The following is a 14,831-nucleotide window of genomic DNA, read 5'->3' as shown; positions in this document are numbered from 1 at the left end:
TGCTCTGAGCGATATGAGCAATCCGCAAAACTGCGTGTACTAAACCCGCTCTAAAACCACCGCAAAGAAACCATCGCACGGATGCACCCCTGGCATCGTCCGCAGTACTCCGTCCCGCATCGCCGACCCCAGCTCCACCCCATCCTTTAGAATCCCAACCGCAGCAAGCCGCCCCACAAGACCCTCCACCGGCACCCGCCGCAGCCCCGCCTCTTCGACGACAGCCTCCACCACCCGTTCACACTCCTCCGGCTCCAGCGAGCACGTCGAGTACACCAGCCGCCCCCCTGGAGCCAGCCGGTCCAAAGCCCCCCGCAAGATCCTCTCCTGCCGAGCCGCCTGCCGAGCCAGCTCCTCCACCTTCAGAATGTGTCGAATCTCAGGATTTCCAGCCAGCGTCCCAGTCCCGCTGCAAGGCACATCGCAGAGAACCAGGTCGAACTCCCCCTTCAGCCTCTTCGCCTCAGCGGCATCCGCCACCCCACACTTCACCCGCTCGGCGTACGCAAACCGCCGGAGCCGAGCCGCCGTCTGCGCCAGCCGCTTGGCACTCACATCGGTCGCCAGCAACTCCGCCTCCCCCAGCCTCATCGCCAAAATCAGCGTCTTCCCACCCGGAGCCGCACAGCAATCCCAAACCCGCGCCGGATGATCCAGCCCCGACGGCATAGCCGCAGCCGCAATCTCCGCCACCAGCCGCGACCCATCGTCCATCGTAGGCAGAGTCGCAGAGGGCGACTCGCCTTCAGCCAACTCAGCCTCCGCAAACATCCCACCCTCGCCATGCTCGTGCTGATCCGCCTCGCAGATCGCCAGAGCCGCATCTCTCCCGTACGCCGCCACCCAGCGCTCCACCATCCACAGCGGATGCCCCAACCGCTCCGCAAACGCCGCCGCCGATTCGAAGATCCTCGTCCCCGGCCTCTGTGCGGACGCGACCTTCCGCAGCACCGCATTCACCATCCCCGTTGCATGCGGCTCCCCTGCGGCTCTACACAACTCCACGCTCTCGCTCAAAGCCGCATGCGCCGGAATCCGGTCCATATGCAGCAACTGAAAGACCCCCATCCGCAGTGCGATCGCCACCGGCTCCGCCAGCCTCTGATCCGGCCTCTGCAACAGACCCCGCACCCGGGCATCCAACGCAATCTGCCAGCGCAGCACCCCCATCACCAGCGCGGTCGCAAGATTTCGATCCTCCGGAGACAGACCGTCCGTCCGCTCCGAGTGCAGCAGCTCATCGCTGTGTCCCTTGCCCTGCCCCACCAGCAGCAGTATCTCGAACGCAGCCAAACGTGCTGGAGACACCTTGGCCCGCGCCTCCCCCGCCGACAGCGTCGGTCCAGCAGCCGCCGGACGCTTCCTCACCCTCGCACCCTTACCTTGAGTCGAACCTTGCCCTGCGCTCACAGCCCCAACCGTTCGCCACTCCGGACCTGATACCCCCGAAGAAACTCCGCTGCACTCATCTTCTTCTTGCCTTCCATCTGCACCTCGATCAACTCCAGCACCGTACCCTCTCCACACCCCACCCGCATCGCATCGCCCTCCACTACCAACACTCCAGCCTCACCGCCGGACTCATGCGGTACCAGCTTCATCCGCTGCACGATCAGCTTCTTCCCCCGCAGAATCGTATGCGCTCCCGGCCACGGCTGAAACCCTCGCCAACGGTCATAGATCTGCTTCGCCGTGCACGAGAAGTCCATCCACCCATCCTCCCGCGTCAAAATCGGAGCCAGCGTAGCCAGTGAGTGATCCTGCGCCTGCGCATACAGTCTTCCCGCCTCAAGTCCCGCGAGCGTCTCCACCATCAACTCCGCTCCTACCGCCGCCAGCGTCTCATACACCTGCACCGCCGTCTCCTCCACTCCAACCGGCACCGCCCGGGCCAGCAGCATATCCCCTGTATCCAGACCCGCATCGATCCGCATGGTCGTCACGCCCGTCGTCGTCTCGCCGTTCGCCACCGCCCACTGGATCGGAGCCGCCCCCCGATACTTCGGCAACAGACTTCCATGCAGGTTGATATTCCCCAGCCGCGGCAGATCCAGCATCCACTGCGGAATGATTCGCCCGTACGCCACCACCAGAATCGCATCCGGGGCAATCCCATCCAACCGCTCCCGGAACTCGAAGTTGTTCTTGATCTTCTCCGGCTGCGCCACCGAGATCCTATGCGCGAGCGCGGCCCGCTTCACCGGCGGAACCTGTATCTCCATCCCTCGCCCCGCCGCTCGGTCCGGCTGCGTCACCGCCAGCGCAACCTCATGTCCGGCTGCAATCACTGCCTCCAGCGTTGGCACAGCGAACTCCGGTGTTCCACAAAAAACCAGCTTCACAACTCACCTCAGTCCCTCTGGAACCTCTACCGCACGAAGCAGAGCCACCTCTACGAATCCAGCCTCAAGCAGCACGAAGCGCTCCAATACGGCACGAAGTGCCTACCACTCGCCGTTCTTGATCAGCTTCTTCATCTTCCGAATCACCAGGTCCCGCTTCAACCGGCTCAACCGGTCGATAAACAAGACCCCGTCCAGGTGATCGATCTCATGCTGAATCGCCCGCGCCAGTAGCTCCTCGCCCTCCATCTCGAACCACTCGCCGTTCTCATCCTGCGCCCGCACCTTCACCCACTCCGCGCGCGTCACCTTCTCCCGAATCTCCGGCAGGCTCAGGCATCCCTCCTCCTCCACCTGCCTTCCCCTGCTCTCGATAATCTCTGGATTGATCAGTATGATCTTCTCCTTCGGATTCTTCTTGAAGCTCACATCGATCACGCACAGCCGCTGCGACAACGAGATCTGCGGAGCCGCCAGCCCAATCCCCTGCGCCGCGTACATGCTGTCGAACATCTCCTCCACCAGTTGCTTCAGCTTGTCGTCGAACACCGTCACCGGCGCTCCAACCTTCGCCAACACTGGCTCCGGCCACTTCACGACCTCGTGGATCTTACCCGTCTTCTTTGTCGCCGTCGCCATCAATAAGCCTTTATCTGCTCGCAGTATCCCTTGAAGTTCCGCTCCATCTCGCGTAACGAATCCCCGCCAAACTTCTCGATCACCAGCCGGGCAACCGTCAAAGCAACCATCGCCTCCGCTGCCACGCCCGCCGCTGGAACCACACACACATCGCTGCGTTCGTACGCAGCCTTCACCGGCTCCCGGGTCTCGAAGCTTACCGAAGCCAACGGCCGCCGCAGGGTCGAAATCGGCTTCAGATACCCTCGCACCACCACATCCTCGCCGTTCGAGATCCCGCCCTCAATCCCCCCGGCATTATTCTTCTCCCGCGAGAACTTCGTGAACGCCTCATCAGCGCCCTCGTATCCAATCGCGTCATGCACGGTCGAGCCCAGGGACTCCGCCGCCGTCACTCCGCGCCCAATCTCCACCGCCTTCACCGCCTGCAGACTCATCACCGCCTGCGCCAGCAGCCCATCCAGACGCTCATCCCAATTCGCATGCGTCCCCACACCCGGAGGCAGACCATGCACCACCACCTCAAACACCCCGCCAATCGTGTCGCCGGTCCTCAACACGGCGTCGACTTCGGCCTTCATCGCCGCCTCGCTCTCCGGATCGACGCAGTTCAGCAGCACCGTCTCCTTCGACGCCAAGGCCGCAATCTCCTCCCAGGACGCGGGTCGCTGCAGCTCTGCCTTCCCTACCCGGATCACATGGCTCGCCACCTCAATCCCCAGGGCCCGCAGCAGCATCTTCGCCAAAGCACCCGCGGCCACCCGAGCCGCACTCTCCCGCGCACTCGCCCGCTCCAGAACATATCGTGCATCCGGGAAGTCGTACTTCAACGCGCCCGCCAGATCCGCATGCCCCGGCCGCGGCGAAGCGACCGCCTTATGCTTACTCGGATCGCCCGTCTCCACCGGCAGAATCTCTCCCCAGTTCTTCCAGTCGTTGTTCGCCAGCGTCATCGCAATCGGCGCACCGATCGTCTTCCCGTGCCGCACGCCGCTCAGGATATGCGCCGTATCCCGTTCAATCCGCATACGGCCGCCGCGGCCATAGCCCTGCTGCCGCCGCCAAAGCTCACGGTCCAGAAACTCCTGCTCCACGGAGACACCCGCGGGCATCCCGCTCACCATCGCCACCAGGCTCTCGCCGTGACTCTCTCCCGCTGTCGAAAAACGCAACATTTCTCTCTCGTAGACCCGGCGCAGCCAGCTCAGTTCAAACCTAGATTGTAACAACTTCACTCTCATCCACCGAAACCCGCTATGGGATCAACTTCGACCGTGCATCGCGCCCCATCCAGCATTCATCCAAATAAGGTCGGGCTAATCACCCACAGGAGAATCGCCATCGCAACCCAAAGCACCAAAGGCAATGCACTCGTCGTCGGCTCCACCGGAATCACTGGGGGCAATCTCGCGACCCACCTCGTTAAAAACGGCTGGCGCGTCTTCGGCCTCGCCCGCAATCCCAGGAACACCCCCGGCATAGAACCCGTAGCGGCTGACCTCCTCGACCCAACCGGCCTCCGCACCGCCCTCGCCGGACTCGGCATCACCCACACCTTCATCAGCGCCTGGCTCCGTCAGGACACCGAGAAAGAAAACATCCGCGTCAACGGCGCGATGGTTGAAAACCTCTTCGCCGCCCTCGAATCCCACCCCCTCAAGCACGCCGCCCTCGTCACCGGCACAAAACACTACCTCGGGCCCTTCGAGGCTTACGGCAAAATCCACGTCGAAACCCCCTTCCGCGAAGACACCCCCCGCCTCCCCGTTGAAAACTTCTACTACAACCAGGAAGACATCCTCTTCGCCGCCGCCCAGCGCAAAAACTTTACCTGGAGCGTCCACCGCTCGCACACCGAAATTGGCTTCGCCGTCGGCAACGCCATGAACATGGGCGTCACCCTAGCCGTCTACGCCACCATCTGCCGCGAGACCGGTCAGCCCTTCATCTACCCCGGCTCCCACTTCCAATGGAACTCCCTCACCGACGTCACCGACGCGCGTCTCCTCGCCCAGCAACTCGAGTGGGCAGCCCTCACCCCTGCCGCACACAACCAGGCCTTCAACACCGTCAACGGAGACGTCTTCCGCTGGCGCTGGCTCTGGCCCCAGCTCGCCGCCTACTTCGGCATAGAGTCCGCGCCGCCTCCCGAGCCCGTAGCACCGCTGGAACCAAGGATGAAAGACGCCGCTGCGATCTGGGAGAAGATCGCAGCCAAATACAACCTCGCCGAACCCAACGTCAACCGCCTCGCCTCCTGGTGGCACTCTGACGGAGATCTAAGCGTCCCCCTGGAAGCCATCAACGACATGACCAAGAGCCGGCTCCTCGGCTTCAACAACTACCAACCCACCCCCAACTCCTTCTTCGACCTCTTCAACCAACTCCGCGAACTCCGCCTCATCCCCTAGCACAAACGAAGCAGCACAATCCGGGTGCCCCATCTTCGCGACAGTTTCATCGTCGCTAAGGTGGGCATCGGGCAAAGCCCGACCGTCTTCCTTCCACAAACACAACAGCCGGGGTGCCCCATCCTGAGGGCGCCTGATCGCCCGATGGTTGGGGAACCCAAACCTTCTACCAACCATAACCGCTCGCATCCACCACAACCCTCTTTTCCAGACCATTTACCGCTACGATAAACAAAGCAAACATGGCCGACGCAAAGACCCTCTCCCCCGAAATCCTCCTTCACATCGCGAAATCCCTCAACATCTCCCTGCAGTCGCTCCTGGCCGTCATCGGCCTGTTCGACGAGGGCGGCACAGTCCCCTTCATCGCCCGCTACCGCAAGGAAGCCACCGGTAACCTCGACGAGGTGCAGATCCGCGACATCGAGGAAAAGCTCGCCTACTTCCGCGACCTTGTCAGCCGCCGCGAGACCATCCTCGCCTCCATCCTCGAGCAGGGCAAGCTCACCGACGACCTCAAGGCCCGCATCGAAGCTACCTTCGACCGCTCCGAGCTCGAAGACCTCTACCTCCCCTACCGCCCCAAGCGCCGCACCAAGGCCACCATCGCCCGCGACCGCGGCCTCGAGCCCCTCGCCGACTATCTCTGGGCCCAGCTCCCCACCGCCCAGCCCCTGGCCGAGTTCGCCGCCACCTTCGTCGACGCGGAAAAAGAGGTCCCCACCGTCGAAGACGCCCTCGAAGGCGCCCGCCACATCGTGGCCGAGACCATCAGCGAAAACGCCGACCTCCGCAAAGCCACTCGCGCCCTCACGTACGACGAAGGCATTATCTCCTGCAAGAAGTCGATGGACGCAGTCGACGAGCAGGAAAAGTTCAAGATGTACTACGACTACCGCGAGCCGGTGAAGACCATCCCCTCCCACCGCATGCTCGCCATGCGCCGCGGCGAGACCGACTCCGTCCTCTACTTCCTCATCGAGCTCGAACCCCTCCGCGCCACCTCCCTGCTGCGCTCTCGCATCCTCCGCGCCACCGGCGACTGGACCCCGCACCTCGAGCTCGCCATCGACGACTCCTGGAAGCGCCTCCTCAACCCCTCCATCCAGGGCGAGCTTCGCCTTGAGCTCAAGAAGCGCTCCGACACCGACGCCATCCAGGTCTTCCGCGACAACCTCCACAACCTCCTTCTCGCCGCACCCGCCGGGCCCATCTCGGTCCTCGGCATCGACCCCGGACTCCGCACCGGCTGCAAGGTCGCCGTCGTCGACGAGACCGGCAAGTTCCTCGCCCACGACGTCCTCTACCTCCACACCTCCAAGAACGCCGCCTCCGGCGCAGCCGACACCCTCGCCGCGCTCATCGCGAAACACAACGTCCGCGCCATCGCCATCGGCAACGGCACCGCCTCCCGCGAGACCGACGCCTTCGTCCGCGACTTCCTCCGCGACCGCCACCTCACCAGCCTCTTCTCCGTCACCGTCTCCGAGGCCGGAGCCAGCATCTACTCCGCCTCCGACGTGGCCCGCCAGGAGTTCCCCGACCTCGACCTCACCGTTCGCGGAGCCATCTCCATCGCCCGCCGCCTCCAGGACCCCCTCTCCGAGCTCGTCAAGGTCGATCCCAAGTCCATCGGCGTCGGCCAGTACCAGCACGACGTCGACCAGCGCCAGCTCCAGCAGTCCCTAGAAACCGTCATTGAGTCCTGCGTCAACCGCGTTGGCGTCGACCTCAACACCTCCTCCTGGACCCTCCTCCGCTACGTCGCCGGAGTCACCGAGCGCACCGCCCTCAACATCGTCGCCTACCGCGACGAGCACGGAAAATTCCGCTCCCGCACCCAGCTCAACAAGGTCCCCGGCATCGGCGCCAAGACCTTCGAGCAGGCCGCCGGCTTCCTCCGCATCCGCGACGGCGAGAACCCCCTCGACTGCACCGCCGTCCATCCCGAGTCCTACCCCGTCGTCGAGCAGATTGCCCAGTCCCTCAACACCCCCATCGCCGACCTCATCCAAAGCCCCCAGCTCCTCACCAGGGTCGACGCCAAGCAGCTCTCCGCCGGCTCCTTCACCGTCTCCGACATCCTCGAAGAGCTCCGCAAACCCGGACGCGACCCCCGCGATAAGTTCATCGCCCCCAGCTTCTCCGAGTCCGTCCGCGAGTTCGCCGACGTCCAGCCCGATATGATCCTCGAAGGCGTCGTAACCAACGTCACCAAGTTCGGAGCCTTCGTCGACATCGGCGTCCACCAGGACGGCCTCGTCCACATCAGCGAGCTCTCCAACCGCTTCATCAAAGAGCCCTCCGAAGCCGTCAAAGCCGGTCAGATCGTCAAGGTCAAAGTCCTCAGCGCCGACCTCAAGACCAAACGCATCGCCCTTTCCATGAAAGCCCTCATGGGACCCGCCCAAAACACCCCACGCACCAAACCGCAAGCCCCCAAACCACCCGCACCACCTACTATGAACGAAAAGCTGGCCCTCCTCTCCACCAAGTGGAAGGTCTCCTAACCGCCACAAAAGCGGGTGCCCCACCCTATTTGCGGTCTCATCGCAAATAGGGTGGGGTATCGTGCGTAAGCACGACCGCCTTCCTCCCCCAGTTCAGCAACTCCGAGCTGAACCCCAATCCTACCCAAGCCCAAACTCCGTTGCATGTCTTCAACCCCACCACAACCGCCCGGGCGCCCCATCCTTCGCGCCTTTGTCTCTAGCGAAGGGTGGGAGACACAAATCACCCCCCGGTCTCTCCCGAATCCTCCGTCCTCTTCTGAACGATCAACTCCCCAATCGTCAGCCTATCAATCGTAAGTTCCTCCAACCGGCCCTCCACCAATCGCAACCTCCGTATCGCCAAAGCCCCAATAGCCAGCGCACCAATAGCGGCACTCCCTATCGCCAGAGCTCCAAGCGCGGTTGCCCCGATCGCCATCGAACCGACCGCCGACGCACCGACCGCCGACGCACGACGTTGCGTCAGACCAAGTCCGGCCAGCTTCCGCATCAAAAAAAATCCCATAAAGCCCCCTCTCCAAACTGCAAAAATGACTACCCATAATCTAGCCCCCTTCAACCATCTCTGCAGAATATGGACGCCCTGTTCCGCCCATAGACCGAGCGGAACAGGGCGAGCCGATAGTCTACGACTGCCGCAGTACGAAACCCTACTGCACCTCGATCCCGCTAAGCTCCGGTTGATCCACCGCACCTCGCGTCAGGCTGAGCACAATCTGTCCTGAGCTGTTGGCAGTAGTGTTGAACTGCTGAACATTCGCAGTATAGCGAGCGCCCGCAGTGGCGATGATGTCGAAGTTACTCAACACCGGAACGCCATTAATCGCCACATTGAAGACCCGCTGTCCCGCCGTGCTGAAGTAAATCTCCGCGAAGTGCAGACGCACCGTATGCGTGCTGCCCGCCGTGAAGCCGGGAATCGTATAAGTGATCACACCCGCACGATTGCTCTGGTACACCGCCTGCGGAGCAGGATTGGTAACGCCGCTGGTTACGATTGCATGGGTCGTAGAAGCACTACCCCCACCCGTGAAGTATTGATCGGCTATAAAAGGCGGTACCGCTGCGCCGCCGACATTGATATCCACGTTGGTGGTACTCGTCGAACATGCACCGTTGCCCACATAAGAGCCAAGATTATTAGCCGACGCACCAGCAGGAGTCGGCCCGCCAGTGCCGTTGATGATGTTGTTGATGCCGCCCGAACCATTCAACTTAACCGTGACCATATCGGTCATGTTGATGCCCGTTGTATTCGGCACATGGATCGCGTTGTCCTGGAAGATCGCCACCCCTTGATTGAAGAAGGAGTAGACCCCCAGGCCATAAGCAGTATGGGCACAGACCGCAGACGTAACTTCGTAAGACGGATAGCCATTCATAGCACCGTCCATCCAGGATCCCTGGCTGGGCACATCGTAAGGATCTTCGCTCTGGTAGAAGATCGTCTCGCCGCCATTACCGTTCCACTGCACCTGGCTCTGTTGATAGTGTTCCACTGCCAGGCCAAGCGCAGTGACATTATCGCCATTGACGACCAAGCCGTGCGCCGCGGTATTGTTGGCCCATCCGACACCGGCGCCGTGGTCCGCGCGCCAGGCCCAGATGTTATCCAGGATCACGTTGTTGCTGTCGATCTGCAGGCTGGTGGTCGCGCTGCCTGCGGTCGCGCCGCCGATGCGAAAAAACACATCGCTAAGCGAAGTAGGGTTGGCCGCATGGGTAACACGCGCCGCACCTGAAACTCCGACCTGCAACAGGACAGAAGAATTAGTGATACCAGCATCGATCAGAAGACCCGCCAGTTGCACTCCATCGACATCCGCGACCGTCATAGCCGGCGTGCCGCTCTGCGGTACCAGCGTCGGATAGCCAAGCCCGAGGACAACTGTATTGGGATGGGTAATCGCAATCGGCGCGGTCAGGCTATAGATGCCTGGCGTCAAAATCAAATTCTTGCCCGTGGCAAGGGCCGAATTAATCTGCGCCGCAGTATTGGCCGGAGTAGCGATGAAGAAGGTGCTAATGGCAAGCGAGGAGCCAGTACCCAGTCCACCACCCGCCCAGCTCGTGCCGCTTGAGCTCGTCTTCAACGCAGGAACGAAGACGTTATAGTTCCCCGCGCTATCAACGTAAAGATAAGGCTTCTCGCGAACCACCGGAGTGGTCGCAAGGGTCGTAACGTTCGGAAAGTTCTGTGCAGGCGCGCCCGTCACACCGGAGAAGACAAAGTTCCAGACGAATCCGGCAAAGCTCCCAATGGTGCTGTTGCGCGTGTACCACTGCTGCTGAGAGCACTCATTCAGTTGTCCATCGATCGTGCTATCCGCGATAAAACCACCGCTCGCAAACCCGCAGCTTGCATTGGTCAACTCCAGATTACCCGCGACGTGCATGCGCCGAAAAGCCGCCCCCTGCGCGACTGCCCAGCGATCCGTCCCGCCTGTAGGCACGTTGATCCGAAGATTTTCGAGCGACCTCCAGAAGTTCGTAGTGACGTTGCCACTGCCATCAGTCACGTCGAGATAAAGCCCGCCCCCATTCAGAACCGTGGCGTCAGGCGTAGTGCCCAGGCCCGCGACCGAGAGATAGAAGCCGACCTGATGGCTAACGCCAGAGTAAGTACCAGGCTTGAAGAGAACAGCATAACGATTCGTACTGAACTGCGCACTGGCAACGGAAGCATTCGAGATCACATCGAGCTGCGAGTTGATCGTCGCTCCAGCCACACTCGGATCGAAGACATAGACGTTCGGCCCGAAGATGGTGGAGTTGAACTGTGCGAAGGAAGGAACGGCTGCGGAGAGCAGCAGCGCGAGGGCCGCCCCGAAGAAGCGGAAGCTCCTTAGGGATGAAACACATTGACTCAAAATGGACATGGTTTCCTCATGACATGGATCGTTCTTGGAACGGTGAGCGATGCGTTTGGGTTCAGGGAGGAGAAACCAGAGATTCAGTCGTATACAACCGTCGTTCATTCAATCTCAACGTCGCGGATCTTGGATCCTCTCATCAGTTCGCAGGCGTGCGTAGATGAGTCTTGCCCAAGCTGGGAACCTTGTGAGATGGAGAGCCGCGCGAATTAAGCGTCAGAAGGAGTGCACCGCACTACAAACATGCGGCGCGTTACAAAATCCCTATCTGCGTCCATCACGGCTGGCCATAAGGACAAGATTGGTTCGGCAACACTTAGAAAAAAAGATGACAGGGAGGAGATGGAGATCGTTCTCGTCGGGAATCGCAGAATTCAAGCTCAGCCACAAAGGTTTCTGTAGACTGAACCGGCGAAGGAAAGACATACAGGAGTGGGCTCAAGGTAGAACTCCATGGAGCGAATTATTGGAGACGAGTTAGATCTCTGGATCCAACTCGCGACGAAGCCTACCCTCGCCGGAAGGAGTCTGTCAACCTCAGGATGCGTCGGGGAGGATTAGTTTGAACTTCCAGTTTCACTCCCTTGCCGACGTTCCTCAATCCCCAATCGAACGAATGACCCTCGCCGGATTTCCTCCGGCAAGAGTATTCGGGGGAACGTCCTTGGTGACGACCGAACCTGCCGCAACGACCGAATTCTCTCCGACTGTTACGCCCCCTAGGATGGTCGCGCCTGCTGCAATCCACACGTTTCTGTCAATCACGATGGGCTCTCCGATTGTGGCCTTGCGTCGCTGCGAGGGCGCAAGCGGATGACCAGTCGTGATGAGGCTCACGTTCGGCCCAATCATCACATCGTCGCCGATATCAAGACCGCCAAGATCATAGAAAGTGCAGTTCTGATTTACGAAGACATTACGCCCAATGCGGATCTCGTCCCCACCCGCGGTAAAAAAGGGAGGAATCAGTAAAAAGCTCTCGTCAACTTTTTTACCGATGAGTTCGCTGAACAAAGCCCGAACTTCGTCCGCATCATCGAACGTCAAACGATTAAGTCTGGCGGTGATCGCCATCGCTCGTCTGACGTTTACCAGCATGGCCGCTGACTCCGGCGTCCTGTTGTAAATGATCTTGGTCCGATCGTCGTTCGGCATTCGTTATCTTCCTCGGCTTGGGGCTAAGCGTACGTTCGGCGCACGAAAGCCGCGCCAAGCTTCGCTGAGTATAACCACAAGGCGGAAGGCTCAAAAACCCGGCCAGAGCGGCAAATTTTAAATAACCCACTACCATGCGTCGCAGCAGAGACACCCGCACTTAAGAAAGATAGGCTTCCATCCCTCAATTACTTTGCGAGAGCACTGCGCACCGGAGAAACCTCAAGGGGCGGATTCAACTCGCCATCTCCTCTACGCACAGGAAGCCGAAGCGCCGCAAGCACACCCAACGCATGGATCGCACAAAGCACCGTGAAGGTAGCTGCAAAGGCATGCGGCGTCTCCGCCGCCCCACCCCGCATCCTGCTATGCAGAAAGATAGCCAGCAACATAGTCGCAACCGGCCCACCCAGTCTCTGCAAAATATTGATGGCGGTCGTCGCAACAGGAATCATCTGCTTCGGGATCGAAGCATAAGCAGCCGCGATAGAAGGAATGTTGATCGCCCCCATCCCCAGCCCCCGTACAAAAAGAGCGACGCAGATAACCGGCAGCGGAATCGTCCGCACCCCGAAAAAAGCAAACGGAAGCGTACCCAGCAGCGCCAGCGTAGCTCCGCTGGCCGAGACCGCTCGCGGTCCAAACCTCTCCGTCAGCGTCCCCATCATCGGATACGAAAAGAGCGCCCCAAACCCCGCCGGCGCAAGCACCCAACCCACAGCGCTGGGCGTAATCCCCCGCACCGTCAACAGGTACAGCGGCAACATCATCTGGCCACCAAAGATCGCTGCATTCGATAGAAACTGCGTAGCCGCAGCCGCCGAAAAACTTCGCCGCCGAAATAGATAAACATCGATCAGCGCCGAGCTGCCACGCTCAAGCCCATGCCGAACAAAAGCAGCCAAAAGACAAAGCGCGGCCAGCAGCTCCACCACACTAAATCGCATCGTAGCTGGATTCGAACTAAGCCGCTCCGTACTATGCAGCAGAAACACCAACCCAGGCGACAGCAGCAGAAACCCCTTCAGATCGAACGTTCTCCGCTGAGTCTCATGAGCATCCGTAGGCAGAATCCACCACGCCAACCAGGTAGCCAGCACCCCAATCGGTAGATTGATAAAGAAGATCCATCGCCAGCTCGCATGTTGCAGAATCGCACCCGCCACCACCGGACCAAGAATCGGTCCGATCAAGATAGGCATGACCATAAATCCCATCACCCGCGCCACATGCCGCCCCGCAGTACGCGCAATCATCATCTGCGCCATCGGAGCGATCAAGCCACCCGTCATCCCCTGCAACACCCGAAACCCGATCAGCCCCGTCGCAGAGGTAGCCACGCCACACAGCAACGAAGAGATCGTGAAAGCCACGAAGCAGCCAAGATAAACCCGCTTCACTCCAATGCGATCCACCAGCCAGCCGCTCAACGGAAGCATCAACGCAAGCGCCAGCAGATATCCGCTCGTCACCCATTGAATCGTCGTAAGCGAGGCATGAAGCTCGCTGCCCAGCGTGGACAGCGAGACATTCACGACCGTCGAATCGAGGCTGGTCATCAAAGGCCCCAGCAGCACGACTCCCGCGATCTTCCACACCATCGGATCCAGACGTTCTCCAACATCCGGACCGTTGGCCTCACGCCTCATTACGACAGCGCTTCCAACACATCGCTCACCTTGCGAACCCGCCCCATGCGCGGAAAGATACTCTGCACCACGAAGCCGTGCGCCTCCGCGCTGATACTCGTCATCGCGTCTTCAACGAAAACCAGCTCATAGCCCCGGTCGAACGCCGCCCGCGCCGTGGACTCCACCCCCATATTCGTCGCAATGCCACCCAACACAATGGTGCGAACCCCTCGTCGGCGAAGCAACTGATCGAGCTGCGTTCCATAGAAGGCTCCCCACTGCCGCTTCACAATCAGCAGATCCTCCGACTGATATCCACTCTCCGGCACGAGCTGCGATGCAGCCGGCGGAGGTGGCGGAGCATTCGGATCACGCGACGGCGCATCCACCGGCAGATTGAGAAGCTCAGCCAACTCCACCCGAACATAAACTACCGTGCCGCCCGCCTGCCGAAACGCCGCAGCCAGCTTCGCGCCCTGTGCGGCGACATCCTTACCCGAGTACGGAGAGAGTTGCGCCCCCACAATGCCATGTTGCAGATCGATCAGTACAAGCGCGCTCGTCTTCGGATCCAGATTCAAATTTGCCATGAAAAATATCTCCCAATATGAGGATTCCCTCACATTTACTTCTCCTATAATATGAGGATGCCCTCAGATCTGTCAAAGCCTCCGCGTCGTATCCCGCAGCAGCAGAGAGGAGAACGTCGCGTCGTCGATCTACTCGAAGCCTCTTCGGCAGTCATCGCCGAAGTCGGCTACGACGCCGCCACCATGACCCAGATCGCCGAGCGCGCCGGCGCATCCATCGGAGCCCTGTACCAGTACTTCCCCAATAAAGAAGCCATCGTCATCGCTCTCCGCACCCAGTACGGAGACGAGATGGAGACCCACCTAACTCCCTTGACTCAGCAAGCCCACACCCTCAGCATCCCCCAATGGGTCGACCGCATCTTCGAAGTCCTGGTCGCCTTCATGGACAGCCGCCCAGCCTACATGGCTCTGCTTAGCGTCCCCACAAAGTTCAAGCGCGACCCCGTCGCAAGAAACCGCCTCCGCGAACACTTCTCCACCCACTACCGCAAGAAGCAGCCAAAACTAACCCCCGAAGACGCATTCCGCATCGCCAACGTAACGCTGCAGATCGTCAAAGGAATGAACCCCCTCTACGCCGAAGCCAAACCAAAAGAACGCCAAAAACTAGTCCAGGAGTTCAAGCAAGCCCTAACCGCCTACCTGGAATCAAGACTAGCCTAAGCCAACCCGCA

At 60.6% G+C, this 14,831-nt stretch carries 12 protein-coding genes; 3 read left to right on the top strand and 9 right to left on the bottom strand.

Annotated elements, in window-relative coordinates; translation table 11 throughout:
• Positions 1-39 precede the first annotated feature (39 nt).
• The 4 genes from HB393_RS21390 to aroC form a co-directional block, all read right to left on the bottom strand.
• Positions 40-1,410, bottom strand: a complete 1,371-nt coding sequence (locus HB393_RS21390; protein ID WP_213807238.1) for a transcription antitermination factor NusB — start codon at positions 1,408-1,410, stop codon at positions 40-42.
• Complete coding sequence (gene fmt / locus HB393_RS21385; RefSeq protein WP_213807237.1) at positions 1,407-2,342, bottom strand: methionyl-tRNA formyltransferase; 936 nt, start codon at positions 2,340-2,342, stop codon at positions 1,407-1,409. The genes HB393_RS21390 and fmt overlap by 4 nt, the downstream gene beginning before the upstream one ends.
• 102 nt (positions 2,343-2,444) lie before the next feature.
• Complete coding sequence (gene def / locus HB393_RS21380) at positions 2,445-2,981, bottom strand: peptide deformylase (protein ID WP_213807236.1); 537 nt, start codon at positions 2,979-2,981, stop codon at positions 2,445-2,447.
• On the bottom strand, positions 2,981-4,156 hold the full coding sequence (aroC, locus tag HB393_RS21375; protein WP_213807235.1) for a chorismate synthase: 1,176 nt from the start codon (positions 4,154-4,156) through the stop codon (positions 2,981-2,983). Before aroC ends, def begins: the two co-directional genes overlap by 1 nt.
• Before the next feature lie 81 nt (positions 4,157-4,237).
• Between aroC and HB393_RS21370 the strand changes: the two genes are divergently transcribed.
• Positions 4,238-5,392: an SDR family oxidoreductase gene (locus HB393_RS21370; protein ID WP_213807234.1), complete on the top strand. Its 1,155-nt coding sequence runs from the start codon at positions 4,238-4,240 to the stop codon at positions 5,390-5,392.
• Between the two features lie 242 nt (positions 5,393-5,634).
• Positions 5,635-7,902, top strand: a complete 2,268-nt coding sequence (locus tag HB393_RS21365) for a Tex family protein (RefSeq protein ID WP_213807233.1) — start codon at positions 5,635-5,637, stop codon at positions 7,900-7,902.
• A gap of 223 nt (positions 7,903-8,125) precedes the next feature.
• Here the strand turns inward: HB393_RS21365 and HB393_RS21360 are convergent, their stop codons facing one another.
• The 5 genes from HB393_RS21360 to HB393_RS21340 all read right to left on the bottom strand — a co-directional run bounded on the left by HB393_RS21360 (position 8,126) and on the right by HB393_RS21340 (position 14,154).
• Complete coding sequence (locus tag HB393_RS21360) at positions 8,126-8,410, bottom strand: hypothetical protein (protein WP_255551465.1); 285 nt, start codon at positions 8,408-8,410, stop codon at positions 8,126-8,128.
• 145 nt (positions 8,411-8,555) lie between these two features.
• The gene (locus HB393_RS21355) at positions 8,556-10,784 is read right to left on the bottom strand and encodes a malectin domain-containing carbohydrate-binding protein (protein WP_213807232.1); all 2,229 of its coding nucleotides are present in this window, start codon (positions 10,782-10,784) and stop codon (positions 8,556-8,558) included.
• A 591-nt stretch (positions 10,785-11,375) separates the two neighbouring features.
• Positions 11,376-11,933, bottom strand: a complete 558-nt coding sequence (locus HB393_RS21350; protein ID WP_213807231.1) for a sugar O-acetyltransferase — start codon at positions 11,931-11,933, stop codon at positions 11,376-11,378.
• A 188-nt stretch (positions 11,934-12,121) separates the two neighbouring features.
• On the bottom strand, positions 12,122-13,582 hold the full coding sequence (locus HB393_RS21345; protein WP_213807230.1) for an MDR family MFS transporter: 1,461 nt from the start codon (positions 13,580-13,582) through the stop codon (positions 12,122-12,124).
• Positions 13,582-14,154 carry a hydrolase gene (locus HB393_RS21340; protein WP_213807229.1) on the bottom strand — a complete coding sequence of 191 codons (573 nt, stop codon included), beginning with the start codon at positions 14,152-14,154 and terminating at the stop codon, positions 13,582-13,584. Before HB393_RS21340 ends, HB393_RS21345 begins: the two co-directional genes overlap by 1 nt.
• Before the next feature lie 57 nt (positions 14,155-14,211).
• Here HB393_RS21340 and HB393_RS21335 point away from each other — a divergent pair, with 57 nt between their 5' ends.
• Positions 14,212-14,820, top strand: coding sequence for a TetR/AcrR family transcriptional regulator (locus tag HB393_RS21335; protein ID WP_213807228.1), 609 nt, complete (start codon positions 14,212-14,214; stop codon positions 14,818-14,820).
• Positions 14,821-14,831 lie beyond the last annotated feature (11 nt).

Origin of the sequence: Granulicella sp. dw_53 (genome assembly GCF_018449545.1) — a bacterium.
In the GTDB taxonomy this organism is placed as follows: domain Bacteria; phylum Acidobacteriota; class Terriglobia; order Terriglobales; family Acidobacteriaceae; genus Edaphobacter.
Note: the sequence above shows the minus strand (reverse complement) of the source record. Positions and strands in the feature narration are given on the sequence as shown.